This is a genomic window from Actinoplanes sp. NPDC049668 (genome assembly GCF_044465445.1).
Classification (GTDB): domain Bacteria; phylum Actinomycetota; class Actinomycetes; order Mycobacteriales; family Micromonosporaceae; genus Actinoplanes.
Window position 1 is genome coordinate 421,896 of sequence record NZ_JBITLR010000009.1, and the last position, 26,092, is coordinate 447,987.

Here is a 26,092-nt window from a genome sequence, read left to right on the forward strand (position 1 = left end):
CCGTCAGCCCTCCGCCGCCAGGACCTGAACCTCGCCGTTCGGGAAGCGGACGCACAACTGCGTGCGCCCGCCGTCGTTGCGGGCGAAGACGCGGAGCGAACCCTCGCCCGGCGGTTCCGGGGTCGGCTGCGCGCGCAGATCGAACGCGGGCCGGACCACCAGGTTCTTCGCGTGGCCGAGACCGTGGGTGATCTCCACCTGGGTGGTTGCGGCGGGCCGGCCGATCCAGCCGAGCCCGGTGCCGGGCAGGGTGGTCCGTCCCGGTCCGGGTACGCCGGGCTGGGAGAGCGTTGCGCGGATCGACGACATGCCCCGGTCGGTGCCGAAGTCGATCGCGGCGGTGCCGCAGTTGCGGATCTGGGTGTCGACAGTGGCGGCCGCCGGCTCCTCCTTGCCGGGACCGGGCACGAACTGCAGGCCGATCTCGGCGGCCGGACCCGAGTGATTGGCGCCCTGGATGTACCCGGCCACCCACCGGCAGTCGTTGCGCGAGATCCGCACGCCGACGCCGCCGTCCAGGTCGGCATAGCAGTTGACGCAGCCGATGCCGGATGCGGCGAGTTCGAACGACACGTTCTGCCCGACACCCCAGGCGTGGCAGTTGACCATCAGCGTCCCGTGCGCGTTGTCGGCCATGTTGAAGCCGGCGCCGCCGTTCTTGAACGCCAGGCAGTTCAGGAACATCGAGTCGTGCGGCCCGGTGAAATGGATGCCGTGCCCGCCGTTGTCATGCACCCGTAGCCCGGTCAGCCGCGCCTCCATCTGGTGCGACGGGCTGGGCAGGTCACCGGCGGTGCCCCAGGCGCTCACGATCCCGTCGGCGCCGCAGTTGTACGCGATGACGTCGCTGAGCTCGTAGCCGTACCCGTAGATTCGCAGGCCGGAGCCGATCGGGTTGTCCCGGGCCCGGTTGCCGTCGAGGGCGAGGTCGCGGACGCTGAAGCCGAAGATGCCGCCGCTTCCCCGCGCGGCGCTCTCCTGCTCGAAGCCGTACGACTCGAGGATGGCGGTGTTGGCACCCGGTGCCAGCCGGAGCACCGCCGCGTCGCCGCCGGATCCACGCAGGTGGACGTTGGAGTACAGGGTGAGCCGCCGGGTGAGGTAGGTGCCCGGTGGGAAGAAGACGATGCCGCCGGCCGGTCGCGCGGCGTCGAGCGCCTGCTGTAGGGCGGCGGTGTCGTCGCTTGACCCGTCGCCGGTCGCGCCGAACTCCCGGACGTTGAACTGCCCCCCGGCGCCGGCTTCGTCGGCGCTGGTGACGGCGCCCGCACCGAACCCGATCACGCCCACCCCCGTGACGAGCGCGCCGATTGCGGCTCGCCGTGGGAAGGCGGCGTCGCCCGGCGAGAAGCCGGACAGATTAGGGGACATGCGTTCTCCTTGGCGCGACTTGAGACTCGACGGTAGCCGCCACCACGGGAGCACCACCGGCCGGTTCGCGCAGGCGCAGCGCGTACCAGGCCACCACCGCCACCTCACACGCCGCGAGCTGAAGGAACAGGTCGCCGACCGAGCGCACCCACAGCGCCGCGAGGGCGAGGCTGCCGAACGCCACCGCCCGCGATCCGATCGCGGAGACCAGGAACCGGCGCGGTGCGGCCCTGACCATGTGCCGGACGGACAGCCAGGTGGACGCCATCAGGGCTGCCTTGTACGCGCAGTACAGCGCCACCGCCGCCAGGCCCAGTCGGGCCAGGTCGGTGGAGAGCAGCCCGCGCGCCCACGGCGCCGCCACCAGGACCACGGAGATGCCCACCAGCAGGACCGCCGTCAGCGCCCGCGGCGCGGTGCGGAAGCGGCTGGCCCGCCCGCCCACCACGTCCTCGCGGGTGGTGGCGGAGAGCGCCACATGGAAGGGCCCGAACGCGAGGTCCATGGCGCGCAGCACGACGATGGCGACCGGGCCGGCCAGCGCGCCGGCAAACGACGGGAGCGCCACCGCGTACCCGAGATCGATCGCCGCGGCCGTGCAGTATGCCGCGCCGACCCGCACCGCCCGCAGCGGCGACGGCCGGATCTGGTCCGGCCCGGCGCGCAGCCGGGTCGCGACCAGCCATCCCAGCACGAGCAGCTGGACCGGCACGGCCGCGACGTCCAGCCGCACACCGGCGAGCGCGAAGGCGCCGGCGGTGAGCATCGTGCCGGCGGCGACGAACTGCGGCACCGCGTTGGCGCGTCGCCGGGTGCGGGTTCGCGCCAGCACCCAGAACGCCGCCTCCAGCGGTAGCTGCAGCAGCACCGGCGAGATCACCAGCAGCCGGTCGACGACGGAGGTCTCGGGCAGTGCGATCGAGACCGCGACGTATCCGACCAGCGCGACCGGCGCCGTGATCAGGGCGGCCGCCCGCGCCGCCCAGGACTCCAGGTGCCAGGCGCGCGGCACGACGTCGGCCGACAGCGGCCGGCCGACCAGCGCCTCCACCATCGTGAACGGGATGGCGAGCAGGACTCCCTGGAACGCCACCAGTGCCAGGTGCCGGGTGTCCGCCCAGGAAGCCAGCAGAAACACGCACACGCTGGACAGCCGGGTCAGTGCCTGCACCGACAGCTGCGACCCCTGCAGCCGGCGCAGCGCCGCGGTCATCGCACCACCGGCCGCGGCTCGGGGCGCAGCCCATGCGCGCAGAACAGGAACGCCGCCAGCATGGCGGCCTGGAACTCCCACGTGTCGATGACCAGCGACGCGGCGGCCAGGCCGGCCACCAGCGCGATCGGCATGACCCACTGCGGCCGGGCGGCCGAATTCTTCGCCAGCCAGGCCAGCGCGCCGACCACGGCCGCGATCAGCACGGCCATGACCACCGGCCCGAACTGCAGCCCGAGGTTCAGGTAGTAGTTGTCCACGAACACCGGCGGCGAGTCGGCCACCCGCGAGTACGTCGCGGCGCCGGCGCCGCCGATGCCGAAGCCGGCCGCCGGTACCCCGCGCAACAGGCCCGCCCAGACGCCGAACCGTTCGAACAGGCTGCGGCTGCCCGCCGCGCCGAGCACCGCGAACGCGCCGACGACGGCGACCACCAGGCCGCCGGCCAGCGCGAGCATGGCCACCCGCCGGGCCCGGCTCCGCGACCGGGGCAGGAGCACCGCGCCGAGCACGCCGCCGAGCACCAGCAGCGCGCCGGAGCGGCTGGTGCTCATCGCCAGGCAGGTCGTGGCGGCCACCGCGCCCGCGTGCCACGACCACCGGCGCGGCCGCGCCCGCGGGGTCAGCCAACAGGCGAGGTAGCCGAGCAGGTAGACGCCCGCCAGCATGCCCAGCTCGGCGTTGAACGTGGTCAGCCCGGGTACCCGGAACACGCCGTCGATGTAGCGGATGTTGCGGTCCTCGCTGAATCCGATCCGCACCAGCCGGGCCGGGCCGACCGCGAGTTCCACCAGCCCGGCCACGGCGTTCGCCACGACCAGCCAGGACAGCAGGGTCAGCAGCCGGCGCACGGCGGCCGGCCGCAGCGCGACGACGACGACGATCATCGCCACCGGCACCAGGATCAGCCGTAGCCCGGTGAGAGTCTGGCCCAGGCCGTGGTGCGCGACGCCGACGGCGCTCCAGGCGGCCGCCGCGAGACCGACTGCGAGCGCCACGTTCACCCAGCGCAGCGGGAGCGTCCAGCCCCGGCGCAGCACGACGGCGACGGCCAGCGCGCACACCACCACCGAGCCGGAGAGGTTGAGGACATAGTCGCGGCCGCCGAAGGCGAGGCCGGCAACCTTCTGGATGCCGAGCAACCACAGCCCGAGCGGCACGGCGACGACCACCATGGTGTAGCCGAGCCCGTACTCGTAGGCGCGGTCCCATCCGGTCGTGCCGTCGTCCGGGTCGGTGTGCCAGGCGCGCGTCAACCACTTCACGGCGCCGCACCCGCGGCCGCGTAGATGTCGAGCAGGGCGTCGAGGTGCTGGTCCCAGTCGAACCCGCGGCCGTCGGCGGCGGCGGACGCGGCCATCGACGCGTACTCCTCGGCCGGCATGCCCGCCGCCCGGGCCAGCAGCTTCGGCAGCTCCGCCGGGTCGCCGTAGAGCAGCAGCGAGGAATCGGCGGCGGTCGGCGGGCGGACCCGTTCGGCGGCGATCACCGGCCGCCCGGCGATCAGCGCCTCCGCGCAGGAGAGGCCGAAGGTCTCCGCCCTTCGGCTCGGGAAGACCAGCCACCCGGCCTGGCGCAGTGCCGCCTGCTTCCCGGCCTCGTCCAGGTAGCCGAGGAAGCGCACCGACTTCTCGGCCGCCGCGGCCCGCTCCACGTCGGCGCGCATCGGGCCGTCGCCGGCGACGAGCAGCGTACCCATCGCGGGGTCCCAGGCATCGAGCAGCAGATCGAGGCCCTTGTGCGTGCTGAGCGCGCCGAGGAAGAGGAACACGTCGCGCCGGCCCGCGGGCCAGTCCCGCCGCGGCCCCGCGACGGCGAGGGGGAGAACCTGACCGTTCGGGCCCGCGCCCACGGCGTCGCGGGTGCGCGCGGCGGCGAACAGCAGCGTCATCCGGCGGAATCTGCGCCTGATCCACGCGGAGCGCGCCCGCAGCAGCACGTCGAGCGTCCGCGACCGGCCGAGATTACCCAGCGCGTTGTTGGGATCGAGGATGGCGTGGTCGTGCACGGTGTGCACGGTCGGGTAGGCCGCCGCGATCCGCGCCAGCGGCAGCACGCCGAGCTCCTGCCAGTTGTGCGCGTGCACCACGTCGGGGGCGAAGTCGCGCAGCGCGCGCGGGCCGAGGCCGCTCGGGTCGACCAGGTCGCCGAGGTGCACGAGGGCCTTGCGGATCGGCGCCGGCATGCGGTCACCGATCCGCGCCGTGATCCGCGGGCGGCCGGGCACGGTGTCGCGGCTGAAGATCCGCACCTGGTGTCCGCGGGCGGTCAGGCCGGCCGCGACGTCCTCGAGGTATCGCTCGGCGCCGCCCCGGACCGCGAATGTCGAGTGCACCATCGCGATCCGCATCAGCCGGCCAGCCGCTCGGCCAGGTCCTCGGCCGCCTCGCGCCAGCGCCGCCCGGGCGGCCCGGCCACCACGGGCCTCGCCCGGTCTATCCGCTCGACCGCGTTGACCAGTGCGGACGCGGTCCAGCTGGTCATCCGCACCGCGGCACCGTCGGTCGCCTCGTGGAGCGCCGGATCGGGGGAGATCACCGTCGGGGTCCCCAACCGCAGCGCTTCCACCGCCGGCAGCCCGTATCCCTCGAAGTGGCTCGGCATGAGGAACGCGGCGGCACCGGCCAGGGTCGCCGCGTACTCGGCCTCGGTGAGCCGGCCGAGCGAAAGGACCCGCCCGGCGGGCCCGGCGGGCCAGGAGATCCCGCTTCCGCCGGTGAGGACCACCAGCCGGTAGCGGGGTAGCCGGTGCATCGCCTCGATGGCGAGCTCCACGCCCTTGTGCCCGGCGTGACCGGCCACCACCAGATAGTCGCCGTCGAGCCCGGCCGGCAGCCGCCCCGGCTCGGCGAGATCACAGCCCGGGTACCAGACGCCGGCGCGATCGCCGTGCCGGCCGTACAGCCCCTGCAGGTCGTGCCGGGTCCGCTCGCTGACGCAGAACAGCCGCGCCGAGCGGCGCAGCGCGGTCGCGTAGCTGAGCCGGCGGTACTGCAGTTGCGACGTCGACAGGCCCTGCGGCCACAACCGGAAGGCCAGGTCGTGCACGATCGTGGCGACCGGAACCCGGGCACCGGCAACGGCCAGCGACGGGCTGAGCGACAGGACGGGGCCGGCGGCCCGCCGCAGCCCGGCGGCCGCCGCGGTGATCGTCCGGCGGCGGCTCGCGACCTGCCGGCTCACCACGGCGACGTCGGTACGGGCGTCATCGGGGACCGCCCAATCGGCCGGAGCGGCCACCACCTCGAGGCGCTCGCCCGCGGGCCAGTGCCGGACCAGCTCGGTCAGCACCCGGGTGATCCCGCCGGCGCCGACCCCGCTGCAGTCGAACACGAGCGGTTCAGCGCGTGGCATCTTCGACCCATCGGGTCAGCCGGTCGGCGAACGCGGCATGCGAGAACCGCGCCGCGTGGCGCCGGATCCGATCCGGGTCCAGCTCGGCCACCCGGCGCACGAGCGGCACATAGTCCGCCGGGTCGGCGGAGTCGACGAGGAAACCGGTCTCGCCCTCCACGACGGTCTCCAGCAGTCCGCCACGCCGCAGGCCGAGCACGGGAGTGCCGCAGGCCTGAGCCTCGACCGGCACGATGCCGAAGTCCTCGTGCGCGGGGAACAGCAGCGCCCGCGCCCCCTCGTACAGCTCACGCAGGCGACGCCGATCGGGGCGGACCTCGAAGGTGACCGGCACGCCGGCGCCGTCCGCGCGCCGCCGCAACGCGGCCTCCTGCGGCCCGGAGCCCGCGAGCACCAGCGGTACCCGGGCGGCCGCGGCCACGTCGATCATGAGCTCGAAGTTCTTGTACGGAATCCAGCGGCCGACGCCCAGCAGATAGTCCCGAAGCCCGGCTGCCTCGCCGCCGCCGTAGAACTCCACGTCGACCGGCGGGTGGATGACGACGGCGTCCCGACCCCAGCAGCGCCGGATGCGCCCGCGGACCTCGGCCGAGTTCGCCGCGTACGCGTGCACGTGCCGACCGCCCCACCGGTCCACCGCCTGAAGCACCTTGCGGGGCGCCGCCAACGCCGGGTGCGAGCCGCGGCTGTCGAAGTCAGGACTCCACAGGTATCGCGCCGGCGAGTGCACGTAGCTCAGGTGCCGGGTGCGCCGCGGGTCGCCGAGCTTCACGGTGTGCGCGAACGCGTGGCTCGACGAGATCACGACGTCCGGCGCCGGCCGTCCCGAGGTGCGCCAGACCAGCGGCATCAGCGGCAGCGCGAGCGCCTTCGAACGGCGCAACGGGGTACGCGCCAACCAGGTCTGGCGCAGCCCGGTCGCGTCGGCGTCCGGCTCGGCCCACAGCACGCGCCGGTCGGCGTGCGGGACCAGGTCCGCGATGGCCCGGAAGACGTTCTCCGAACCGCCGACCGCGCTGAACCATTCGTGCACCACGGCCACGGACCGGCCGGCCAAGAGGTCGCCCATGTCAGCTGTGCAACTGCCACACGGCGCGGAGCGGATCCCACTTGCCGCCCAGGCTTTCGCAGAGCACGTCGACGTAGACGCTGGAGGTGGTGTTGTCCAGATCCCACCACACGCCGCACAGTGCGGGCGACTTCTCGCCGCGGGTGGCGTACTCGACGTAGGTGCCCGCCGCGCCGGTCACCCCGCCCAGCTTGCGGGCGGGCTGCTCGCTGCCCGACAGGATCGCCGCGGTGCCGAGGGCAAGCTGCTGGCGATAGCTGCGGTCGGCGTTCTTCTCGTCCGCTGACTGGTATGTGACGAAATGGACGTACATGCCGCCGTCGCGACAGAGCACGTGGCGCTGCTCGCCCTTGCCGAGCTGCGGTCCGCCCGGGTCGATCTCGCCGGCGCAGCCGCTCATGTCGGCAAGCCATGGCTTGGCCAGGGCGGCCAGATCGCCGGTGAGCTTGGCCTGGTTCGTCGCGATCACCCCGGCGACCTGCGGCGGTACCGGCGACGGGTTCACCGCGGCGGTGTCGTCGACGCTGGCGCGGCCCACGAAGAATCCGGCCGTGCCGAACACGAGCAGGCCGCCGACGAGCCCGACGAGCAGGCCCAGGGCCAGCCGTCGGCGCGGCGGCGGCGGGGACGGCTCGATCCGCCGGGCGTAGGCGGAACCGCCGAGCCCGCCGCCCGACAGCGGATCGACCGGGGACGGCCCGAGACCGTGGGGGTCCGGTCCGGCCGGTGCGGCCGGCCACGGGTACGGCGGGCCGGAGGTTTGCTGCCAGTGCTGCGGTGGTGACGCTTCGAAGTGCACGGTGGGCTCGTCCGGGGAGTTCCGATACGCGCCGGCGTTCCAGCGGGGGTCGTGACCCGGTGCTGGCGACACTGCGTAACCAGGTGACTCGAATCCAGTGGCCGGGGCGGCGGGCGCACCCGAGCCGGGGATCGGCGTGCCGGGCGTCGCGGGATAGCCCGATGCGGCAGGGGATCCGGGCACGATGGGCGATCCGGTCGCCGCGCTCGCCTGCGCGCCGGTGGCCCGCTCTGGAGTCACGTCTTCATTCACGAGCCGCAGGGTATCAGCGGTAAACTACGCGGGCAGACCCGTACGGAGTTGCCTCCGTCGCACTTTGGGTAGCCCGCGCGCGCCTCACGCCGGGGAAGGCCCATTACCGCGATTCGGGGACCGGGCCGCTCCGCCAGGCTCAGGGGCGCTTCGCGTCGCCGCGGCTACCGGACCGGGCGGTTGCTCGCGATGTTGACGAGCGGCTGGGCGGCGCACACCGCTGCGGCGGCGACGTCGCCGGGGGCGTACCAGACCACCATCGGGTCGCCCACCTTGGGATGGAAACCGCCCGCCGGTGATTGGGAGATGGTGGTGAACGTCCACGTAAGACCGCTGCCGCCGGTTGCCGCCACGGTCACCTCGACGCGGTTGGTCGGGGAACTGCCGCTCCCCGCGTCGCGGGCCAGGTCCGTGACGACGGCGTCGGTGCGGACGTGACTCTCGAGAAGCGGCGCGGTGCGTGCCCACCGGCGACTGCGCGCGCGGTCACCGCGCCACGTGGCATAGCCGAGGCCGGCCAGGCCGACGACCGCGACGACGGCTGGGGTCGGTGCGACCCGGATCAGGACGGGCAGCGTGAGCGCGAGCGCGACGGGGTACATCCACCAGGAGCCGAACTTCCAGTTGACGACGCAGAGCACGAACAGGGCCATCGCACACGCGAACGCGGCGAGCGGGGTCCACGCGGCGACATGCTTCGAGACCAGCTGATTGCCGAGCCACCCGATCGAGCCCAGCGCGACGAACACGCCGAGTGCGACCGCGGCGACGTGGCGCGACACCGACGGGCGGTCGGCGAGCACCACGGAGGTCGGGAAGGTGAAGGTGTCCTCGACGGTGGGGACCATGACGAACCGCACCGGGCGGTCGTCGATCATCCGGATGTCACGTACGATCACGCGGAACAGGCTAGCCGCCGCTCGTCGGACTCCCACGTCGCAGGCCTGCTTGACTGCAGCCTGTTGGAGTCGAGGGTCAGCACGGCTGTGCTAAGAATTCCACGCCATCGCCGTCCTCACGCTGCTCGCGTTCCGGCCGTTCATCCGGCTCGTGTACGGCCAGCGCCGCGGTCGGCTACAGGAAGGCACTCGCCATGGAACGCACCTCGTTGACAGCACTGATCCAGGAACACCTGTCGCTGGCCCGCGACGCGACCAGCGGTCGCAGTGCCCACACCGTGTACGGCGGGCATGCGCGCACACTCCGGCAGACCCTCATCGCGCTGACCAACGGCCAAAGACTCGACGAGCATGAGAACCCGGGCGAGGCGACTCTGCACGTACTGTACGGCCGGGTCCGCCTCACCGCCGGCGACACCGCGGCGGAAGGCGAGACCGGCGACCTTCTGATCATCCCGGACGCCCGGCACGCACTCGAGGCGCTCGAGGACAGTGCCGTCCTGCTCACAGTGGCCAAGTAGTGACACAGCGGCGCCCGCCCCTGTACGCGGCACCTGCACGTTCGCAGGCGTAATCCGTCTCCTCGAGGGGCGGGCCTCGGTGCGTTAGGACCAGCGCGATGTCAGGCGCAGCGTCTGCCGTTGTTGAGGCAGGCGGCGATCGTCCTCATCTGACGGTCGGAGTTGACGTTGATGAAGTCGTTGTGGTCGGAGAACGGGTTGTGGTTCTCCTCGGGGAACGAGTCGAGTGCGAACTGGCCCTTCGCCTGCACGTCCTGCGGGATGTCGTAGGAGATGGTGATCCGTAGCTGCGGGATGGCCTTGAAGCCCTGCGGGCAGGCGCCCGACGACTTGTCGGCGAAGGCGAGATGGGCGCGGTGGTTGTCGCTGTCGATGTCCTTGCCGTTCCAGCAGCCGGGGAAGTCCTGCACGCGTTGGACCCTGCTGCCGGCCGGGCAGATCGGGTACTTGTCCGACAGCCGGTCGGCGAAGCCGGAGCAGGTCCAGGTGGCGCGGGCGTTCGCCGGGCCGCGGCTGGTCGGCTTGGCGTCGCCGGTCAGCGCGCGCAGGAAGCGCGGCATCGCGCTGACCTTGCCGGTGGGGTTGCCGCGGTACTCGATCAGCACGGCGGCCGGGCGCACGATGCCGCCGGTGTTGCCGGGCAGCTCGAGGTCGGGTCCGCTGGGGTCGGGGAGTGCCCCCGTCTCGCCGCCCTTGGCCAGGGTGCAGGCCGCGAGCGTGTCCAGGCCCTCCGGCCGCCGCGCGGCGCGGCCGATGGAGATCACGATCCGCTCGATCGTCGCGGTCCGTTTCGCCCGCAGCGCGCCGAGCACGCCGCCGTCGCCCGGCGCCCGTACCAGGCGCTCGTCGGCGTCGGCGATCTGCTTGTCCAGCTCGGCCAGGTTGCGGTCCACCTCGGCGAGGGCCTGATCCGGTACGCCGGGCAGCTTGTCGCGTACCGAGGGACAGCGCACGGACGGGTTGGCCACGCTGCGGGTGCTCGCCGCGTGGTGCCCGGCGTGCATCCCGTCGTAGCTGACCTCGCACTCGACCAGCGACACCATTCGGGCCGACCGGATGTTCAGCATGCGGCTGATCTTCTTGAGGGCGGTGGCGCGCTCGGCGCGAAGCGGGGCGATCACCGAGTCGTTGAAGTCCGCGTCGATCCGGCCCTTGCCGGCGGCGATCCGGTCGTTCGCGGCGGCGACGGCCCGGTCCAGCCTGGCGAGCTGGCGGTCGATCGCGGCGCGCAGGCGGGCGGGCACCGCCGGGAGCCGGCTGCTCACCCGGGGGCAGGAGACGGTCGGCGTGGTCGTGGCGAGTGCGGCGTCGGCGTCGGCCCGGACCGCCTTGTCGATCCGGACGACCGGCCAGAAGTACGAGGATCTGTCGCCGTTGCGGCAGGTCGTGCCGGCGGCGGCGAGGGCTTCGTCCGAGGTGTCGGCGGTGATCGCCTGGTTGCCGACGAAATCGTGTACGTGCTCGGCGCCGTTCCTGATGCCCGGCTGCGCGACGGGGTTGTCGGGGCTGAACTTGCCGTTGCGGTTGGTGCCGCAGTCCACGATGAACGTTCCGGTCGAGGCGCCACGCCGGGGTCGCGGTGTCACCACGTTCGGGGCGACCTTCGCGATGGGCACGTAGTCCGCGAGGCTCGTCGCGGCGGAGGCCTCGCCCTTTCCGCCGCTGGAGACGAAGTAGACGGTGGTCGCGCCGGTGGCGGCCAGTGTCACCGCTACGGCGATCATGCGTCCTGTCCGGGCTCTTCTTCCGGCCGTCATAGATGCTCTCCTTCTGTCGGGGTGCAGCGCGGGCATCCGCCTGTGTGCCGGAGTACGCGCATCCGGCCGGGCCCGATCAGCCTCGGACCGGCACGTCATGGGTCGGTAAGATCTGGTCACCAGGTGGTGAGCAGGAGATGGTTGATCAGCAACGCGACCGTCGCCTGCGCGAGGAGCCAGCCCCGCCGCGTCGGCGACGGGAGCAGCGCGGCACCCGCCGGCAGCCAGACCGCGAACGGCAGCCAGATCCGCTCCACCTCGGCCTTGCTGAGCCCGGACAGGTCGGCCGCCAGGATCGCGACGAGGCCCGCGAGGGGAAGCAGCACGACCGGTTCGAGGCTGGGCGACGTCCGCGGGCGGCGTGGCGATGCGGCCGGGACGGCCCGGACCACGGCTCGCCGCAGGATCACCGCGGCGACCGGTCCGGCGCAGGCGACGACAAGCGCGAGGTCCGCCCACACCCAGTACGCGTAGGGCCGGTCGCTCGCGATGCCCTGGTAGTACCGCACGACGACCAGCCGGTACCCGTCGAACCACCAGAAGCCGGCGAGCGTGAACGCCACCGCGACCGCTGCCCCGGCGCCGATGGCCGCGCCGATGGTGCGCCACGCCAGTGAACCGGCGCGCCATGCCAGGAACACCACCGCGAGCGCGGGAACCACGATCAGTGTCAGCCCGTATGACAGGTACAGGCCGAAGACCAGCAGCGCCCCGGCGGCGATGCCGGTACGGACCTGCCCGCGGGTCAGGGCCACCGCCAGCAACGCCACGCCCGTCGCCGTGACTCCCGCGAACAGACCGTCGGCGGAGACCCCGATCCAGATGGCGCCGGGGAACAGCACCAGGAACGGCACCGCCGCGCGGGCGGCGCCCTCGTCGCCGAGAGCCCGGATCGTCACCGGCACCGCCACCGCGGTCGACGCACCGACCGCGACGCACACCAGGGCGGCCCACGCGCCACCGCCGAGGCCGACGCGGTCGAGGCCGACGAAGACCAGCAAGGCGCCGGGCGGGTGGCCGGACACGTGCGTGGTCCAGGAATCCGGCTGGAAGTCGAGAATCCGTCCGGCGAACCCGCGCATCATGGCGGGAACGTCGGCGACCCCGCCCACCTCACTCAGGTATTCGTCGTCGGTGACGAGACGCCCCGCGAGCCCACGTTGCCAGCCGTCGGCGAGTGCGAGCGAGAGGATCCATGCGGCCGCCGTCCCGTAACCGGCGACCATCAGCCGCCGCCAGCTCAGCACGCTCGCGAGCCGCTGACCGTGCCACACCACCAGCCCCGCTACGGTGAGCGCGAGCGGTGTGCCCGGGCCGGCGTGCGGCAGCCAGACGGCGGTGAAGGGCGCCGACGTGGCGCGCATCGGATGACCCGCGAGGTACAGGGCGGCACCCACCACGGCCGCCAGCGCGATCAGACCGAGGGCGCACCCACCCGTGACGAGGTCGGCGGTCCCCGCCCGGCCCGTGAGCGTCGTCTCGCGGACGGTCATCCGCGCAGCGCCGCGTGCGCGAACTCGATCACCCCGGTCTCGAGATCGACCTCGGCGCGGAAACCCAGCTCGGCCGTGGCCCGGGCGGGGGAGGCGACGACGTGGCGCACGTCGCCGAGCCGGAACTCGCCGGTGACCACGGGCTGTGGGCCGTCGACCGCCCGGGCCAGCGCCGTCGCCAGCTCACCCACCGTCGCGGGCCGTCCCGACGCCACGTTGTACGCCCGCAGCCCCGGCCCCGCATCGCGGCCGGTGGCGTCCAGGGCGGCGACGTTGGCCCGCGCCACATCGCCGACGTGGACGAAGTCGCGCCGCTGCGCGCCGTCCTCGAAGACCCGTGGCGCACGGCCGGCCTCCAGCGCCGAGCGGAAGATCGCGGCCACCCCGCTGTACGGGGTGTCGCGTGGCATCCCGGGCCCGTAGACGTTGTGGTAGCGCAGGGCGACGACCGATCCGCCGCACTGCCGGGCCCAGGCCGCGCTCAGGTGCTCCTGGGCGAGCTTGGTGGCCGCGTACACGCTGCGCGGGTCGAGCGGGGCGTCCTCGTCCACCGGCACCGAGGTCAGCGGTAGTCCGCAGGACGGACAGGCCGGCTCGAACCGGCCGGCGGTCAGATCGGCGACGGCGCGCGCGGCCGGGCGGGTCGGGCCGTGCACGGGGCAGGAGTACGTGCCTTCGCCGTACACGACCATCGAGCTGGCCAGCACGAGACGGTGCACGCCGGCCCGGGCCATCTCGGCGAGCAGCACGGCGGTGCCGAGATCGTTGCAGTCGACGTACTCCGGCAGATCGTCGAGGTCGACGCCCATTCCGACCATCGCCGCCTGATGCACGACCGCCTCGACGCCGCGCAACGCGTCGGCGACGGCGGCCCGGTTCCGGACGTCGGCCCGGTGCACCGGAGCACCGTGGACGGTGTCCGGCGGCGGGGCGGTGTGTGCGGCGGGATGGCCGATGTCGAGGACGCTGACCTGGTGCCCGGCGTCCTGCAGGGCGGAGGTCACGTGGGTGCCGATGAAACCGGCGCCGCCGGTCACGAGTACGTGGGTCACGGGCCGACCCTAGGCATGGCGCGGCGCAACCGTCGCCGATCGGCGAAGCATGTCAGCGGACGGTAATAACCTCCCGCACGTAAGCACTCCGTAAGGCCGAATCGCCGCTGCCGGGCCCTCTGCCATGGCTACGTTTCCGGTCGTGACCGATGTCGTTCTGCCCTGCCTCAACGAAGCTCCCGCACTGACCTGGCTGCTGGCACGGATGCCCGCCGGATACCGGCCGATCGTCGCCGACAACGGCTCCACCGACGGCTCGGCCGACGTGGCGCGCGGCTTCGGCGCCCGGGTCGTGACCGTGCCGCGGCCCGGCTACGGTGCCGCCGTGCACGCCGGCGTCGTCGCCGCCGACCCGCTCGACGGGGTGGTCTGCGTCATGGACGCCGACGGCTCGTTCGACCCCGCCGAGTTGCCGTTGGTCGCCGACCCGGTCCGCGTGGGCGCCGCACACCTGGCGGTGGGCCGGCGCCGGCCGGTCGGCCGCGGTGCCTGGCCGCCACACGCCCGCCTCGGCAACGCCGTGCTCGCCCGACGGCTGCGCCGCACCACCGGCTTGCGGGTGCACGACATCGGGCCGATGCGTGCCGCGCGGCGCGAGGACCTGCTCGCCCTCGACCTGTTGGACCGCCGCTTCGGTTACCCGCTCGAACTGCTGATCGCCGCGGCCCGCGCGGGCTGGACGGTCACCGAGGTCGACGTCGCATACCGGCCGAGGACCGCCGGTACGAGGTCGAAGGTCACCGGATCGGTGCGCGGCACCGCCCGGGCGATCCGCGACATGAGCGCGGTGCTGGGCTGATGAGCACGCAGGTGCTGGTCATGGCCAAGACTCCGGTCGCGGGCCGGGTCAAGACCCGCCTCTGCCCGCCATGCACGCCGGAACAGGCCGCCGGGATCGCCGCCGCCGCGCTCGCGGACACCCTGGCCGCCGTCACCGCTACACCGGGCGTGCGACGCCGCCTGGTCGTGGAGGGCGACCACCCGGCGCCGCCCGGCTGGAACCGGACGGTTCAGCGAGGCACGACGCTCGGCGAACGCCTCGCCCACGCCTACGCAGACACCCGGACCGCCGGTGTGGCAAGCCTGCTGATCGGCATGGACACCCCGCAGGTCAGCCCCGGGCTGCTCGTCGCCGCCGTCGAGCCGCTCGACCGTGATGCCGCCGACGCGGTGCTGGGACTCGCCGAGGACGGCGGTTGGTGGGCTCTGGGACTCCGCGACCCCGCACACGGGCAGGCGGTGCGCCGCATACCGATGTCCACCCCGGACACCGGTGCACGCACACTCGCCGCCCTGCGTGCCCGCGGACTTCGGGTCGCGCGACTGCCGACATTGCGTGACGTGGACACCGCCGCGGACGCCCGTGGCGTTGCCGCGCTCTGCCCAGCCGGCAGCCGCTTCGCGCTCACCGTCACCGCCCTGATGTCCCCGGTGGCCGCGCCATGATCACCACAGCCGCGGTCTTCGATGAGGTCATAGCCCGGGCCGGCGCGGGACTTCCCGCCGAGCTGACGATCACCGACGATCGCGGCACCGGACATCCGGTCGATCCCGCCGCCTGGTGCCGGGGCCACCTGCCGGGCGACCGGGGGCTCCTGGCGCGCTGCGCCGGGCCGACCCTGGACGTCGGGTGCGGCCCCGGACGGCTGACCGGCGCGCTCAACCGGCTCGGTAACCCGGCACTGGGGATCGACGTGAGCGCCGCGGCCGTCCGCATCGCCCGCGCCCGAGGTGCCACCGTCCTGCGCCGCGACGTCTTCGGTCCGCTACCGGGACAAGGCAGGTGGCGCCACCTGCTGCTCGCCGACGGCAACATCGGCATCGGCGGCGACCCCGAAGCACTGCTGCGCCGCTGCCGCGACCTGATCGCCGCCGACGGCCGGCTACACGTCGAGCTGGCCCGGCCCGGCACCCGCAGCTGGGCCGGCGACGCCCGGCTCCACGACGAGACCGGACGCCCCGGCGCGCCGTTCCGCTGGGCCCAGCTGGCGGCGGACGACCTGGCGGCGACCGCTGACGCGAGCGCGCTGCACGTCCTGGCCGAATGGACGGAGGCGGACCGATGGTTCGCGACGCTGACCCCGGCCTGAGCCGCACCCCGCGCTCGCCGCGCCTGACCGGCCTGCTCGGTGTCGCCCTCGCCGTCGCGTTCATCACCTGTTTCGTCACCGGGCTGATCAGCCACCTCATCCAGCACCCACCCGCCTGGTTCTGGTGGCCGTCGCGGCCGGTCGGCCTCTACCGGGTCACCCAGGGCCTGCACGTCGCGACCGGCCTGGCATCGGTGCCGCTGCTCGGCGCGAAACTCTGGTCGGTCTACCCGCGCCTGTTCGCCTGGCCGCCCGCCCGCAACCTCGCACACGCCATCGAACGGGCGAGCATCGCCGCCCTCGTCGCCGCCGCGCTCTTCCAGCTGATCAGCGGCATCCTCAATATCGCCCGCTGGTACACCCCGATGCCGTTCTTCTTCACCGCCGGCCACTACTGGTCGGCGTGGCTGGCCATCGGCGCCCTGATCACCCACGTCGGCGTCAAACTCCCGATCATCCGCCAGGCCCTCACCCGGGCCACGCCCGACCGGACACCGCCCGGCACCCTCACCCGGCGTGGGCTGCTCGGCACCGTCGGCGCGGCGGCCGGCGTCATCACCCTGGCCACCATCGGACAGACCGTCGCCCCGCTCGCACCCGTCGCCGTCCTCGCCCCGCGACGACCCGGCACCGGCCCACAGCGCCTGCCGGTCAACAAGACGGCGGCCGGTGCGGGAGTGCGTGCCGCGGCGTTCGACCCCGGCTACCGGCTGACCGTCACCGGGCCCGCGCGGACGGTGAGTCTCGACCTGACCGAGCTGGCCGCGCTGTCGCAGCACACCGTCGTCCTACCGATCGCCTGCGTCGAGGGCTGGAGCTCCACCGGTACGTGGACCGGCGTCCGGCTACGGGACCTGGTCGCCCTCGTGGGCGTCGACCCCGCGAACGCCGAGGCATACGTCGAATCCCTCGAGGCCCGCGGCCGATACCGGGCCACGACCGTGCCGCCCCCGCACCTCCGGGACCCTTACACGCTCATCGCGCTGCGACTCGGCGGGGAAGTCCTGCATGCCGACCACGGCTACCCGGCCCGCCTGATCGCCCCGAACCGCCCCGGCGTGCTGCAGACCAAATGGGTCAGCCGGATCACCGCCCGGAGCACCGCGTGAAAACCGTCCGGCGCACGCTCATCGGATTCGGCGCGCTCATCATGGCGTACGCGGTCAGCGGCGCCCTCACCGACGACGACGTCAAGGGCGGCGCGCTGATCTTCCTCGTCGCCGTCCTCGTGGCTCACGACGGGATAATGCTGCCGCTGACCATCGGTGCCGGCGTCCTGATCGGCAGGATCGTCCCGTCCCGGCTGCGCACACCCGTCCGTGTCGCCGCGGTGATCAGCCTCGCCGTCACCGTCGTGGCGCTCCCGCTGGTCCTGGGCCGCGGGCGGGTCCCCGACAACCCGTCCATCCTGCCGCTGCACTACGGACGTGGACTGATCGTCGTCTACACGGTCATCTGGGCGACGACCGCCGTCGCCGTCGCCGTGCGACACCGCTCCGGCCGGATCCGTAAGCACCTGGAAAGATCTTCAACGGCCCGGGATCGGTAGCGTGGTCGGGTGGCACATCGCATACTCGTTGTCGACGACGACCCGACCGTCAGTGACGTCGTCCGCCGCTACCTGGAACAGGACGGCTGCCGGGTACGGCTGGCCTCGGACGGCTCGGACGCCCTCGCCGCCGTCGCCGAGGAGGTACCCGACCTCGTCGTCCTCGACCTCATGATGCCCGGCATCGACGGCCTCGAGGTCTGCCGGCGACTTCGGGGGAGCCTGCCCGACCTGCCCGTCGTCATGCTCACCGCGCTCGGCGAGGAGGCCGACCGGGTCGCCGGCCTCGAGGTCGGCGCCGACGACTACGTCACCAAGCCGTTCTCGCCCCGCGAGCTGGTCCTGCGCATCCGCTCGGTCCTGCGCCGGGCCGCCCCCGCCGCCTCGGGCGAACCGGCGGTGCTCACCGACGGCGATCTGGTCGTCGACACCGGTCGCCGGGTCGCCCGCCTGGGCGGTGCGCCGCTCGCCCTGACCGTCCGCGAGTTCGACCTGCTCGTCTTCCTGCTCCGCAACCCGGCCAGGGCGTGGTCCCGGGCCGAGTTGCTGGACCGCGTGTGGGGCTGGCAGTTCGGCGACCAGTCCACCGTCACCGTCCACGTCCGGCGCCTGCGCGAGAAGATCGAACCGGATCCCGCCACCCCGCGCCGCCTCCTCACCGCCTGGGGCGTCGGCTACACCTACGAGCCGTCCCGATGACCGACCTGCTGCTCATCGGCCTGTACGCCCTAATCGCGGGCGGCGCCGTCGCCGCCGTCGGGGCGCTGATGCTGCGGCTGCTGCGCCGACGGTCGATCGCGGTACACATCTGCGTCCTGCTCGCCGTCACCGTGGTCGCGGTGGTCGCCGGCGTCGCGACGGTGGCCTGGGCGATGTTTCTGTCCGCGCACGACCTGCAGGTGGTCCTGCTGACCGTCGCCGCCGCCGCGCTGGTCAGCCTCGGCGTCGGCGCGGTCTTCGGCCGCCGCCTCGCCTCCGCCGCGGTGTGGGCCGCCGAGGCCCGCGCTACCGAGCGGCGCCTGGAGGCCGGCCGGCGGGATCTCGTCGCCTGGGTCTCCCACGACCTGCGCACCCCGCTGGCCGGACTACGGGCCATGGCGGAGGCGCTGGAGGACAACGTCGTCGACGACCCGAGGACCGTCGCCGAGTACCACCGGCGGATCCGGACCGAGACCGACCGGATGAGCCGGCTCGTCGACGACCTGTTCGAGCTGTCGCGGATCAACGCCGGCGCGCTGAGGCTGGCCCTGTCGAGCGTGCCGCTCGCCGACATCGTCTCCGACGCCATCGCCACCACCGCCCCGCTCGCCGCCAGCCGTCGCGTCCGGGTCGTCGCCGCCGAATCGGGCTGGCCCGTCGTGACCGGCAGCGAGCCGGAACTGTCCCGGGTGGTGGCGAACCTGCTGGTCAACTCGGTGCGGTACACCCCGGCCGACGGCACCGTGCACATCACCGCCGGTGCGGACCACGGCGACGCCTGGCTGGCCGTCTCGGACTCGTGCGGCGGCATCCCCGAGGCCGACCTGCCCCGCATCTTCGACGTGGCGTTCCGCGGCGAACGCGCCCGCACCCCGCAGTTCGCCGGCGGCACGGCCGGAGGCGGCCTCGGCCTCGCCATCGTCCGCGGGCTCGTGGAGGCGCACGGCGGCCAGGTGCACGCCCACAACACCCGGAGCGGATGCCGCTTCGTGGTGCGCCTACCGGCCGCGCCGGCCTGAGCGCCCGGTAGCCGACCCGGACAACGGGTGCGAAGCACCCCCGCGGTTTCGTGTAACGCTGACGCGTCGAGCGGAGACTTCCGACATGTTCAAGTACTTGGTAGCCACGCGGGCGCGGCGTCGGGTCGCCTGGCTCGTGCTCGCCGCCGGTGTGGCCGTCGCCGCGGTGGCCCTGCCGCTGTTCCAGCCGTGGAAGATCTGGGTCGACGAGACCGTCGACGAGCCGCCACCCGCCGCCGTGGCGGCTGTCTCCGGCACGGCGAGCGCCGGTCCACGAGCCACGGCCGGGCCCGCGACGATCGCACGGGGCACGTTCGTGAGCCACGAGCACGACACCACCGGCACCGTGCGCGTCGTGCGGGGACCCGACGGCTCGCGACACCTGCGCATCGAGGACCTCGACACCAGCAACGGCCCGGCGCTGAAGGTCTGGCTGACCGACGCGCCGGTCCTGGCCGGCAGGGACGGCTGGCACGTCTTCGACGACGGACGGCACGTCGACCTCGGTGCGCTCAAAGGCAACAAGGGCAGCCAGAACTACCCGATACCGGCCGGCGTGGACCTCGCCGCCTACCGCAGCGTCTCGATCTGGTGCGCGCGGTTCCGGGTGTCCTTCGGCGCCGCACAGCTCACCGACTGAGGAGGCCGACACCATGACCGAGATCCGCTACGACGACCTTCGCGCCCTGTTCGTCAACTGCACGCTCAAGCGCTCTCCCGAGCTCACCCACACCGGCGGACTGATCGAGGTCAGCGCCGGCATCATGCGCAAACAGGGCGTAGCCGTCGACGTCATCCGGGCGGTCGACCATGACATCGCCACCGGCGTCTGGCCGGACATGACCGAACACGGCTGGGCCACCGACGAGTGGCCCGCGATCTACCGGGACCTGGTGCGCCCCGCCGACATCCTCGTCATCGCGGGACCGATCTGGCTCGGCGACAACTCCTCGATCACGAAACAGATCATCGAACGGCTCTACGCCTGTTCGAGCGAGCTGAACGACGCCGGGCAGTATGCGTACTACGGCCGGGTCGGCGGCTGCCTCATCACCGGCAACGAGGACGGCGTCAAGCACTGCGCCCAGAACGTGCTCTACAGCCTGCAACACATCGGGTACACGATCCCGCCGCAGGCCGACGCCGGCTGGATCGGCGAGGCCGGCCCCGGCCCGTCCTACCTGGACCCGGGCTCGGGCGGCCCCGACAACGACTTCACGAACCGCAACACCACGTTCATGACCTGGAACCTGCTGCACCTCGCCCGGATGCTCAGGGACGCCGGCGGCATCCCCGCACACGGCAACCAGCGCAGCGAGTGGGATGCCGGCTGCCGCTTCGACTTCGCCAACCCCGAATACCGGTGACCGCCGTCGCCCGCGGCGGCCGCGTAGCTATCGGCGGTTTTCGTCGATGGTCTCCAGGACTTCCGGGGCGGTGGCGGTCAGCAGTTTCTGGCAGGTGTTGCGAAGCTGGTCCAGTTCCTCGGCGGTGAGCACGTCGACCACCGTGCGCCGCACCTCGCGGACGTGGGCCGGGGCGATCTGGACGAGTCTCGCCATCCCCGCGTCGGTGAGCACCGCCTCGACCGCGCGGGTGTCGCCGGGGCAGTGCCGGCGTTCCACCCAGCCGGCCTTCTCCAGGCGGCTCACGGCGTGTGACAGCCGGGACGGCGAGCCGTTCGCCAGCTGCGCGAGGACCGCCATCTGCATGGCCCGGCCGGGGCGCACGGACAGGCCGGACAGGATCGAGTACTCGAAGAAGTTGACGCACGCGTCGCGCTTGAGCTGGGCGTCGATGGTCGCGGGCAGCGCCGTCAGTACCCCGGCCAGATGGAGCCAGGCCTGCAACTCGTCGGCGGAGAGCCATGGGGTGTCGTCGCTCACAGGCGCAGCATAAGGGTATTGAACATTCAATCCAACCGTGGCAGCCTCAGTTGAACATTCAATCCCGGCAAGGAGCTCACCGTGACACTTCTGCGCATCGACGCCAGCATCCTCGGCCCGCGGTCCGCCAGCAGCGAACTCGCCGACCTGGTGCTCGCCGCCTGGCAGGCCGAACGCCCCGGCGAGGCCGTGGTGAGCCGGCACCTGGGCGCGGAGCCGCTGCCCGCCGACGCCTGGGCGGCCGCGGTCGGCGCCGGACACACGCCGGAGGACCAGCGCAGCGACGCGCAGCGCTCTGCCGTCGCGCTCGCCGCCGGCCTGGCCGGCGAACTGCGCGCCGCCGACCACGTCGTGATCGCCGCGCCGCTCTACAACTTCGGCGTCTCGCAGCACCTCAAGATCTGGCTGGACCTGGCCATCGCCGGCGCTCCTCAGGGCGAGAAGCTGCTCGACGGCAAGCCGGTCGTGCTGGTCACCACCCGCGGCGGCGCCTACGGCGCGGGTACCCCGCGCGAGGGCTGGGACCACAACACCGGGTTTCTGCGCCGGATCCTCGCCGACGTGTGGGGCGCCGAGCTGACCGTGGTCGAGCGCGAGTTCACCCTGGTCGGGGTCAACCCGGCGCTGGACGCGTTCACCGAGGCCGCCGCGCTGATGAAGAAGGAAGCCCACGAGCAGGCCACCGCGGCCGGGTCGGCGCTCGCGGGTCGCTGAGCCGGGCCTGCCCGCCGATCAGAAGCCCGGGAAGACGGCGCGCAGCTCATCGAGCGAGATGTTGCCGGTGACCTCGACGCCGGCCGGGGTGTGCTGCGGGGTCAGCCGTCCGGCGAGCAGTCGCATCGCGGACTCCACCGGCCCGGCGAAGGTCGCGGTCGCCGGCAGGGCTTCGGTGGTCAACCGGATCCGGTCGTCGAGGACCACGCGGTAGGGCGTCCCGCCGATCTCGATCACGGCGTGCTCGCGTACCGCTTCCGGCTTGGCGATGAAGCCGAGCAGGAAGCCGAGGCCGCCGCTGAAGTGCTCGGCGAGCAGCTGGGCCGCGGGTTCGGCGAGGGCCGCCGCCGGGTCGGTGCCGACGCGGACGTCCCAGCCGTGCTGGACCACCTCGCTGAGCCGCATGGCGGCGAACGACGCGAGGGGGAGCGGCTCGGGCAGGAAGCCGGGCTTGACCTTGAGCTCGTCGTGGCGCTCCTCGGGTACGGCTTCGAGGGCGGTGACCAGCGTGTTGCCGGATCCGAGCGAGCCGGCGGCCTGGTCCTGCGGGCTCAGGGCGTTCCACCGGTCCCAGACGCTCTGGTTGAAGCCCGGCGCGGGCGGCTCCGCCTCGCCCAGGGACGCGCGGAAGTCGGCGAGCGTGATCTCGGCGCCGCTGCCCAGGTGCGAGAGGACGTCGGCGATGGTCCAGTCGGCGGCGCCGGACGGGCCGGTGAGCTGCGCGGTGGCGAGCGCGGGGACCGCGCTCGCCAGGGTGTCGTGCTCGCTGCGCAGGGCCGCGATCGTGCGGCCGGCAAGGGTCGTCATGGAATAGAGCCTAGGGTCGAGTCCGCGCGGCAGGCCCACCCCCGCGTGCGACAGGCCGACGGCATGGCCGGTACGACAACCCCGCCGCGACCAGCTCCACGGTCGGCAGGGCGACCAGGACCAACAGCGCGCCCGCCCGGCCGTGGGCCCGCAGACCTCGAGAGCGGCGTCACGCGGCAGGAGATCGGGGGCGAGGGCTGCCTCGTACTCGCCGTGCCGGTCACGCAGCCGGCTCAGGCCGCCGCGACCAGGTCGCGATGCTCGTCGCCGCCCTCGACGGTGCGGGCCGCCTCGGCCACCAGTTGTTCGCACTGCGCGTCGGTGGCGCGCTCGGCGGCCCAGCGGGCGGCCGCGCTCTCCAGCAGCAGGCGCATGTCGAACATGTCGTTGAACTCGGCGACGGTGAGCCGCGGGCTCACCGTGTAGCCGGCGCGCGGGCGCTTGCGCAGCAGTCCCTCGGACTCCAGGCGGGCGAGCGCCTCGCGAACCGGGGTGGGTGAGACGTCGAGCTCCCGCGCCAGCGCGTCGATGTTGACCCGGTCGCCGGGCGCGAGGAAAGATCCTATAGGAGCTACGACTCGGAAAAGGAAGCCGCATGAAGCGGTCCCCGTTCCACCGCCTCGGTCGGGGTGCGGCGCCCCGGGTCGACCATCCGCGGATGAGCCGGCGGATCATCCGGCTGATCCACGCCGAGACGCACGTCGACGGCGGGGTGGCCGCGCCGTGAACCCTGTCGAACGGGTCCGGCTCGGCCGCACGAACGTGCACGTGACCCGGCTGGGGCTGGGTCTCGCCCCGCTCGGCGGGCTGTTCACCCCGGTCGGCGCCGATGCCGCCCGGGACACCGTCGAGCATGCCTGGCGGCTGGGCATCCGGTACTACGACGTGGCACCGCTCTACGGCAACGGGCTGGCCGAACGGCGGGCCGGTCCGGTGCTGGCGAGCAAGCCGCGCGACGAGCTCGTGCTCTCCACCAAGGTGGGCCGGTTGCTGCGGCCGGGCGGCGCGGACACCCAGGACATCTGGGCCGAGCCGACGGACCTGACGCCGGTCTTCGACTTCAGCGGCGGGGGCGTGCTCCGGTCGTACCGGGAAAGTCTTGATCGTCTCGGCCTCGGCCGAGCCGAGGTCCTGCATCTGCACGACCCGGACCTGCACTTCGGCCAGGCCGTGCGCGAGGCGCTCCCGGCGCTGGCCGAGCTGCGCGACCAGGGCCGGATCGACGTCGTGTCGGCCGGGATGAACCAGGCCGGGATGCTCGCCGACCTGGTACGCACCGGCGAGCTGGACGCGGTGCTGCTGGCCGGGCGGTTCACGCTGCTGGACCAGTCGGGCGCGGAGGCGCTGCTCCCGCTCTGCGCCGACCGCGGCGTCTCGGTCATCGCCGGGGGAGTGTTCAACTCGGGGCTGCTCGCCGATCCGCGGCCGGGCGCCCGGTTCGACTACGCGCCCGCCGATCCGCGGCTGATCGAGCGGGCGCTGCTGCTGCGGGAGGTGTGCCGGCGGCACGGCGTCGCGCTGCGCGCCGCCGCGATCCAGTTCCCGCTGACGCACCCGGCGGTGAGCTGCGTGCTGGTCGGCGCCCGCACGCCCGCCGAGGTCGAGGACGCCGTGCGGATGGCCGCGGCGCCCGTCCCCGGAACGCTCTGGTCCGATCTCCGCTCGGAAGGACTCATCGCGTGATCATCGATGCGCATCAGCACCTGTGGACCGCCGACTACCCGTGGCTGCAGACGCCCTCGCTGACCCGGATCCGGCGCGACTACACGGCGGACGACCTGCGCGCGGCCATCGGCGCCGCGGGCGTCGACCGCACGGTGCTGGTCGAGGCGGGCCGGTGCGACGCCGCCGAGACCCGGCTGTTCCTGAAGATCGCGCAGAACACTCCGGAGATCGCCGGCGTGGTCGGCTGGGCCGGCCTGCAGGATCCGGACCTGGCCGCGACCATCGCCGGCTACCGCTCCGGCCCCGGCGGCCACCTGCTCGTCGGCATCCGGGACCAGGTGCAGGCCGAGCCGGACGACTTCCTCGACCGGCCCGGCGTGCGCGCCGGCCTGGCCACGGTGGCCGCCGCCGGGCTGGTGAACGAGCTGGTGGTCCGCTGTACGCAACTGCCGTCCGTGGCGCGGGCCGCCGCCGCGCTGCCGAAGTCCACCTTCGTCCTCGACCACCTCGGCAAGCCGGAGATCGCGGCCGGTGCGGTCCGGCGGTGGCGCGAGCTGATCGCGCCGGTCGCCGCCCGGTCGAACGTGATCGCCAAGCTGTCCGGCCTGGTCACCGAGGCGGACTGGGCGACCTGGACCCCGGCCGACTTCAAGCCGTACGTCGACATCGCGGCCGACCTGTTCGGCACCGGCCGGCTCATGTTCGGCTCGGACTGGCCGGTCCTCGAGGTGGCGGCCACCTACACCGAGGTCAAGGACGCGATGACCGGGCTGCTCGGCGGCGTACCGGCCGACGTCTTCGGCGGCACCGCCATCAGCACCTACCACTTGGAGATCACGTGAAATACCTGCGAGTCGGGCCCGTCGGCGCGGAGCGGCCGGTCGCCGAGGCGGCCTATCTGGCGTCACCGGTGGCCGGCGCGACCACCGGGATGTCGGGCCTGCGACCGCCTCGCCGGTGACCTCTGCCCGTCCTGCGGGTGCCGGGAACACGCGTTCAAGGCTGGATGTCAGCGGGTTCTCGCTGCGACCCACCGGGCAGACAAGGTCTTGATCTCCTGGTCGCTGAGCAGTTCCGGCTCGGTGAGTGCAGTCGTCATGGCGAGGGCCGCATCGCGGGCGGCGAGCCAGGACGGGTCGGTGAGGCTGGGCCAGCTGTCGTCTTCTTCTGTGTACTCGAACAGGTGTGGACCGGTGCGGGCGGCAGCGAGGGCCACGGCATTGTTGAGGTGCTGGCCGCAGAATCCTGCCGGCCCCGGTGAGCTGGGGAACTCGGGGGCGCGTGAGTGCCGTTCGGCCCACTGGTCGAAACGTGCCATGCGGGTTTCATGTTCCTCTTCGTCGTCTGCTGCGGCGATGACGTCGACTTGGTCTTGGGTGAGGTGCTTGGTCTCCTCGATGAGTTCGGCGACGGCTTTCCCGTGCGGGCCGAAGGCACGCCAGCTGGGCACTTCTTCGATGACCTCGAATGATCTGCACCGCACGAAGGGCATTTCTCGTCCTTCATCGGTCGGGTCGAGGTGGTGAACGCGCCAGAGTCGGCACGGCCATATCGTGACCGCCGTGGCGGCTCGGGATACGGCCAGGCCTTGCCGGGTCCACGAGGACTGGTAAGGGCTCCGCCAGTACCGGCGCGGCCCCAAAGCGGCCAGCGCCGCCGAGTCGAACTGGACGCGGACGCCAGGTGTCGGAAACGGCGAGCCGAAAAAGTCGGGCTGTTCGGTGCCGACCGCGAAGTGATATGTACCGTGCTCGTCCATTCTTACCCCGATGTTTCGAGGGTGACTCGTGAAAGTCAGCAAAGCCCATACGTGAAGAATGTTAGATCGCTGACCGACCCCGGCGGTCACGTCGGGTGCCTGGTGTCGTGCCTGCACCCTGACC

Annotated in this window: 30 protein-coding genes and 1 pseudogene; 15 read left to right on the forward strand and 16 right to left on the reverse strand. The window is 73.0% G+C overall.

Annotation, left to right across the window (positions count from 1 at the left end; translation table 11 throughout):
- Window positions 1-3: 3 nt before the first annotated feature.
- The 8 genes from ACIBSW_RS35365 to ACIBSW_RS35400 all read right to left on the reverse strand — a co-directional run bounded on the left by ACIBSW_RS35365 (window position 4) and on the right by ACIBSW_RS35400 (window position 8,957).
- Window positions 4-1,371, reverse strand: coding sequence for a glycosyl hydrolase family 28-related protein (locus ACIBSW_RS35365; RefSeq protein WP_354720434.1), 1,368 nt, complete (start codon window positions 1,369-1,371; stop codon window positions 4-6).
- The gene (locus tag ACIBSW_RS35370) at window positions 1,361-2,584 is read right to left on the reverse strand and encodes a hypothetical protein (RefSeq protein WP_354720436.1); all 1,224 of its coding nucleotides are present in this window, start codon (window positions 2,582-2,584) and stop codon (window positions 1,361-1,363) included. Before ACIBSW_RS35370 ends, ACIBSW_RS35365 begins: the two co-directional genes overlap by 11 nt.
- On the reverse strand, window positions 2,581-3,849 hold the full coding sequence (locus ACIBSW_RS35375) for a hypothetical protein (RefSeq protein ID WP_354720438.1): 1,269 nt from the start codon (window positions 3,847-3,849) through the stop codon (window positions 2,581-2,583). Before ACIBSW_RS35375 ends, ACIBSW_RS35370 begins: the two co-directional genes overlap by 4 nt.
- Window positions 3,846-4,922 (reverse strand): glycosyltransferase, encoded by a 1,077-nt coding sequence (locus tag ACIBSW_RS35380; protein ID WP_354720440.1) that lies wholly within the window; start codon window positions 4,920-4,922, stop codon window positions 3,846-3,848. Before ACIBSW_RS35380 ends, ACIBSW_RS35375 begins: the two co-directional genes overlap by 4 nt.
- An 11-nt stretch (window positions 4,923-4,933) precedes the next feature.
- Complete coding sequence (locus ACIBSW_RS35385) at window positions 4,934-5,938, reverse strand: glycosyltransferase (protein ID WP_354720442.1); 1,005 nt, start codon at window positions 5,936-5,938, stop codon at window positions 4,934-4,936.
- The gene (locus ACIBSW_RS35390; protein ID WP_354720444.1) at window positions 5,925-7,007 is read right to left on the reverse strand and encodes a glycosyltransferase; all 1,083 of its coding nucleotides are present in this window, start codon (window positions 7,005-7,007) and stop codon (window positions 5,925-5,927) included. Before ACIBSW_RS35390 ends, ACIBSW_RS35385 begins: the two co-directional genes overlap by 14 nt.
- Window position 7,008: 1 nt before the next feature.
- The gene (locus tag ACIBSW_RS35395) at window positions 7,009-7,806 is read right to left on the reverse strand and encodes a hypothetical protein (RefSeq protein WP_354720446.1); all 798 of its coding nucleotides are present in this window, start codon (window positions 7,804-7,806) and stop codon (window positions 7,009-7,011) included.
- Window positions 7,807-8,222: 416 nt separating this feature from the next.
- Window positions 8,223-8,957 (reverse strand): hypothetical protein, encoded by a 735-nt coding sequence (locus tag ACIBSW_RS35400; RefSeq protein ID WP_354720448.1) that lies wholly within the window; start codon window positions 8,955-8,957, stop codon window positions 8,223-8,225.
- 194 nt (window positions 8,958-9,151) lie between these two features.
- Between ACIBSW_RS35400 and ACIBSW_RS35405 the strand changes: the two genes are divergently transcribed.
- Complete coding sequence (locus ACIBSW_RS35405) at window positions 9,152-9,478, forward strand: cupin domain-containing protein (protein WP_354720450.1); 327 nt, start codon at window positions 9,152-9,154, stop codon at window positions 9,476-9,478.
- Window positions 9,479-9,579: 101 nt separating this feature from the next.
- On the opposite strand, the gene ACIBSW_RS35410 is transcribed toward ACIBSW_RS35405, so the two are convergent.
- From ACIBSW_RS35410 to ACIBSW_RS35420, 3 genes are all read right to left on the reverse strand, one after another.
- The gene (locus ACIBSW_RS35410) at window positions 9,580-11,202 is read right to left on the reverse strand and encodes a DUF1996 domain-containing protein (RefSeq protein WP_354720452.1); all 1,623 of its coding nucleotides are present in this window, start codon (window positions 11,200-11,202) and stop codon (window positions 9,580-9,582) included.
- A 149-nt stretch (window positions 11,203-11,351) separates the two neighbouring features.
- Window positions 11,352-12,728 carry a hypothetical protein gene (locus ACIBSW_RS35415; RefSeq protein WP_354720454.1) on the reverse strand — a complete coding sequence of 459 codons (1,377 nt, stop codon included), beginning with the start codon at window positions 12,726-12,728 and terminating at the stop codon, window positions 11,352-11,354.
- Window positions 12,725-13,780, reverse strand: a complete 1,056-nt coding sequence (locus tag ACIBSW_RS35420; RefSeq protein WP_354720456.1) for an NAD-dependent epimerase/dehydratase family protein — start codon at window positions 13,778-13,780, stop codon at window positions 12,725-12,727. The genes ACIBSW_RS35415 and ACIBSW_RS35420 overlap by 4 nt, the downstream gene beginning before the upstream one ends.
- A gap of 124 nt (window positions 13,781-13,904) precedes the next feature.
- Between ACIBSW_RS35420 and ACIBSW_RS35425 the strand changes: the two genes are divergently transcribed.
- The 9 genes from ACIBSW_RS35425 (at window position 13,905) to ACIBSW_RS35465 (ending at window position 20,504) form a co-directional block, all read left to right on the forward strand.
- A complete protein-coding gene (locus ACIBSW_RS35425) occupies window positions 13,905-14,579 on the forward strand; it encodes a glycosyltransferase family 2 protein (protein WP_404799552.1) in 675 nt (224 codons plus the stop codon).
- Complete coding sequence (locus ACIBSW_RS35430; RefSeq protein WP_354720460.1) at window positions 14,579-15,226, forward strand: DUF2064 domain-containing protein; 648 nt, start codon at window positions 14,579-14,581, stop codon at window positions 15,224-15,226. Before ACIBSW_RS35425 ends, ACIBSW_RS35430 begins: the two co-directional genes overlap by 1 nt.
- A complete protein-coding gene (locus ACIBSW_RS35435) occupies window positions 15,223-15,870 on the forward strand; it encodes a methyltransferase domain-containing protein (RefSeq protein ID WP_404799553.1) in 648 nt (215 codons plus the stop codon). The genes ACIBSW_RS35430 and ACIBSW_RS35435 overlap by 4 nt, the downstream gene beginning before the upstream one ends.
- Window positions 15,843-16,979, forward strand: a complete 1,137-nt coding sequence (locus tag ACIBSW_RS35440; RefSeq protein WP_354720462.1) for a molybdopterin-dependent oxidoreductase — start codon at window positions 15,843-15,845, stop codon at window positions 16,977-16,979. The genes ACIBSW_RS35435 and ACIBSW_RS35440 overlap by 28 nt, the downstream gene beginning before the upstream one ends.
- Window positions 16,976-17,419, forward strand: coding sequence for a hypothetical protein (locus ACIBSW_RS35445; RefSeq protein ID WP_354720464.1), 444 nt, complete (start codon window positions 16,976-16,978; stop codon window positions 17,417-17,419). The genes ACIBSW_RS35440 and ACIBSW_RS35445 overlap by 4 nt, the downstream gene beginning before the upstream one ends.
- Window positions 17,420-17,428: 9 nt before the next feature.
- Window positions 17,429-18,118: a response regulator transcription factor gene (locus tag ACIBSW_RS35450; protein ID WP_354720466.1), complete on the forward strand. Its 690-nt coding sequence runs from the start codon at window positions 17,429-17,431 to the stop codon at window positions 18,116-18,118.
- On the forward strand, window positions 18,115-19,137 hold the full coding sequence (locus ACIBSW_RS35455; protein WP_354720468.1) for an ATP-binding protein: 1,023 nt from the start codon (window positions 18,115-18,117) through the stop codon (window positions 19,135-19,137). Before ACIBSW_RS35450 ends, ACIBSW_RS35455 begins: the two co-directional genes overlap by 4 nt.
- A gap of 85 nt (window positions 19,138-19,222) precedes the next feature.
- Window positions 19,223-19,777, forward strand: coding sequence for a DM13 domain-containing protein (locus ACIBSW_RS35460; protein ID WP_354720470.1), 555 nt, complete (start codon window positions 19,223-19,225; stop codon window positions 19,775-19,777).
- Between the two features lie 13 nt (window positions 19,778-19,790).
- Window positions 19,791-20,504 (forward strand): flavodoxin family protein, encoded by a 714-nt coding sequence (locus ACIBSW_RS35465; protein ID WP_354720472.1) that lies wholly within the window; start codon window positions 19,791-19,793, stop codon window positions 20,502-20,504.
- Window positions 20,505-20,531: 27 nt separating this feature from the next.
- Here the strand turns inward: ACIBSW_RS35465 and ACIBSW_RS35470 are convergent, their stop codons facing one another.
- A complete protein-coding gene (locus tag ACIBSW_RS35470) occupies window positions 20,532-21,023 on the reverse strand; it encodes a MarR family transcriptional regulator (RefSeq protein WP_354720474.1) in 492 nt (163 codons plus the stop codon).
- Between the two features lie 81 nt (window positions 21,024-21,104).
- On the opposite strand from ACIBSW_RS35470, the gene ACIBSW_RS35475 reads away from it, so the two are divergent.
- Complete coding sequence (locus ACIBSW_RS35475; RefSeq protein ID WP_354720476.1) at window positions 21,105-21,737, forward strand: NAD(P)H-dependent oxidoreductase; 633 nt, start codon at window positions 21,105-21,107, stop codon at window positions 21,735-21,737.
- Between the two features lie 18 nt (window positions 21,738-21,755).
- Here the strand turns inward: ACIBSW_RS35475 and ACIBSW_RS35480 are convergent, their stop codons facing one another.
- From ACIBSW_RS35480 to ACIBSW_RS35490, 3 genes and pseudogenes are all read right to left on the reverse strand, one after another.
- A complete protein-coding gene (locus ACIBSW_RS35480) occupies window positions 21,756-22,544 on the reverse strand; it encodes a maleylpyruvate isomerase N-terminal domain-containing protein (RefSeq protein WP_354720478.1) in 789 nt (262 codons plus the stop codon).
- Between the two features lie 233 nt (window positions 22,545-22,777).
- Window positions 22,778-22,963 (reverse strand): FCD domain-containing protein, encoded by a 186-nt coding sequence (locus ACIBSW_RS35485; protein WP_354720480.1) that lies wholly within the window; start codon window positions 22,961-22,963, stop codon window positions 22,778-22,780.
- Window positions 22,964-23,020: 57 nt separating this feature from the next.
- A pseudogene (locus ACIBSW_RS35490) lies at window positions 23,021-23,110 on the reverse strand (hypothetical protein); the annotation flags it as partial.
- Window positions 23,111-23,139: 29 nt separating this feature from the next.
- Between ACIBSW_RS35490 and ACIBSW_RS35495 the strand changes: the two are divergent.
- Genes ACIBSW_RS35495 through ACIBSW_RS35510 form a run of 4 tightly spaced genes read left to right on the forward strand, consistent with a single transcriptional unit; the run spans window position 23,140 to window position 25,170 of the window.
- Window positions 23,140-23,271, forward strand: a complete 132-nt coding sequence (locus ACIBSW_RS35495; RefSeq protein WP_354720482.1) for a hypothetical protein — start codon at window positions 23,140-23,142, stop codon at window positions 23,269-23,271.
- Window positions 23,268-24,227 (forward strand): aldo/keto reductase, encoded by a 960-nt coding sequence (locus tag ACIBSW_RS35500; RefSeq protein ID WP_354720484.1) that lies wholly within the window; start codon window positions 23,268-23,270, stop codon window positions 24,225-24,227. Before ACIBSW_RS35495 ends, ACIBSW_RS35500 begins: the two co-directional genes overlap by 4 nt.
- On the forward strand, window positions 24,224-25,051 hold the full coding sequence (locus ACIBSW_RS35505; protein WP_354720486.1) for an amidohydrolase family protein: 828 nt from the start codon (window positions 24,224-24,226) through the stop codon (window positions 25,049-25,051). Before ACIBSW_RS35500 ends, ACIBSW_RS35505 begins: the two co-directional genes overlap by 4 nt.
- Window positions 25,048-25,170, forward strand: coding sequence for a hypothetical protein (locus tag ACIBSW_RS35510; RefSeq protein ID WP_354720488.1), 123 nt, complete (start codon window positions 25,048-25,050; stop codon window positions 25,168-25,170). The genes ACIBSW_RS35505 and ACIBSW_RS35510 overlap by 4 nt, the downstream gene beginning before the upstream one ends.
- A 48-nt stretch (window positions 25,171-25,218) precedes the next feature.
- On the opposite strand, the gene ACIBSW_RS35515 is transcribed toward ACIBSW_RS35510, so the two are convergent.
- On the reverse strand, window positions 25,219-25,968 hold the full coding sequence (locus ACIBSW_RS35515; RefSeq protein WP_354720490.1) for a hypothetical protein: 750 nt from the start codon (window positions 25,966-25,968) through the stop codon (window positions 25,219-25,221).
- Between the last annotated feature and the right edge of the window lie 124 nt (window positions 25,969-26,092).

What these genes read in the sequence shown, in the direction of transcription:
- ACIBSW_RS35365 (WP_354720434.1), bottom strand. Translation starts at nt 1,371, where the DNA reads ATGTCCCCTAATCTGTCCGGCTTCTCGCCGGGCGACGCCGCCTTCCCA.
- ACIBSW_RS35370 (WP_354720436.1), bottom strand. Translation starts at nt 2,584, where the DNA reads ATGACCGCGGCGCTGCGCCGGCTGCAGGGGTCGCAGCTGTCGGTGCAG.
- ACIBSW_RS35380 (WP_354720440.1), bottom strand. Translation starts at nt 4,922, where the DNA reads ATGGTGCACTCGACATTCGCGGTCCGGGGCGGCGCCGAGCGATACCTC.
- ACIBSW_RS35385 (WP_354720442.1), bottom strand. Translation starts at nt 5,938, where the DNA reads ATGCCACGCGCTGAACCGCTCGTGTTCGACTGCAGCGGGGTCGGCGCC.
- ACIBSW_RS35390 (WP_354720444.1), bottom strand. Translation starts at nt 7,007, where the DNA reads ATGGGCGACCTCTTGGCCGGCCGGTCCGTGGCCGTGGTGCACGAATGG.
- ACIBSW_RS35405 (WP_354720450.1), top strand. Translation starts at nt 9,152, where the DNA reads ATGGAACGCACCTCGTTGACAGCACTGATCCAGGAACACCTGTCGCTG.
- ACIBSW_RS35410 (WP_354720452.1), bottom strand. Translation starts at nt 11,202, where the DNA reads ATGATCGCCGTAGCGGTGACACTGGCCGCCACCGGCGCGACCACCGTC.
- ACIBSW_RS35415 (WP_354720454.1), bottom strand. Translation starts at nt 12,728, where the DNA reads ATGACCGTCCGCGAGACGACGCTCACGGGCCGGGCGGGGACCGCCGAC.
- ACIBSW_RS35425 (WP_404799552.1), top strand. Translation starts at nt 13,905, where the DNA reads ATGGCTACGTTTCCGGTCGTGACCGATGTCGTTCTGCCCTGCCTCAAC.
- ACIBSW_RS35430 (WP_354720460.1), top strand. Translation starts at nt 14,579, where the DNA reads ATGAGCACGCAGGTGCTGGTCATGGCCAAGACTCCGGTCGCGGGCCGG.
- ACIBSW_RS35435 (WP_404799553.1), top strand. Translation starts at nt 15,223, where the DNA reads ATGATCACCACAGCCGCGGTCTTCGATGAGGTCATAGCCCGGGCCGGC.
- ACIBSW_RS35440 (WP_354720462.1), top strand. Translation starts at nt 15,843, where the DNA reads ATGGTTCGCGACGCTGACCCCGGCCTGAGCCGCACCCCGCGCTCGCCG.
- ACIBSW_RS35455 (WP_354720468.1), top strand. Translation starts at nt 18,115, where the DNA reads ATGACCGACCTGCTGCTCATCGGCCTGTACGCCCTAATCGCGGGCGGC.
- ACIBSW_RS35460 (WP_354720470.1), top strand. Translation starts at nt 19,223, where the DNA reads ATGTTCAAGTACTTGGTAGCCACGCGGGCGCGGCGTCGGGTCGCCTGG.
- ACIBSW_RS35465 (WP_354720472.1), top strand. Translation starts at nt 19,791, where the DNA reads ATGACCGAGATCCGCTACGACGACCTTCGCGCCCTGTTCGTCAACTGC.
- ACIBSW_RS35480 (WP_354720478.1), bottom strand. Translation starts at nt 22,544, where the DNA reads ATGACGACCCTTGCCGGCCGCACGATCGCGGCCCTGCGCAGCGAGCAC.
- ACIBSW_RS35495 (WP_354720482.1), top strand. Translation starts at nt 23,140, where the DNA reads ATGAAGCGGTCCCCGTTCCACCGCCTCGGTCGGGGTGCGGCGCCCCGG.
- ACIBSW_RS35515 (WP_354720490.1), bottom strand. Translation starts at nt 25,968, where the DNA reads ATGGACGAGCACGGTACATATCACTTCGCGGTCGGCACCGAACAGCCC.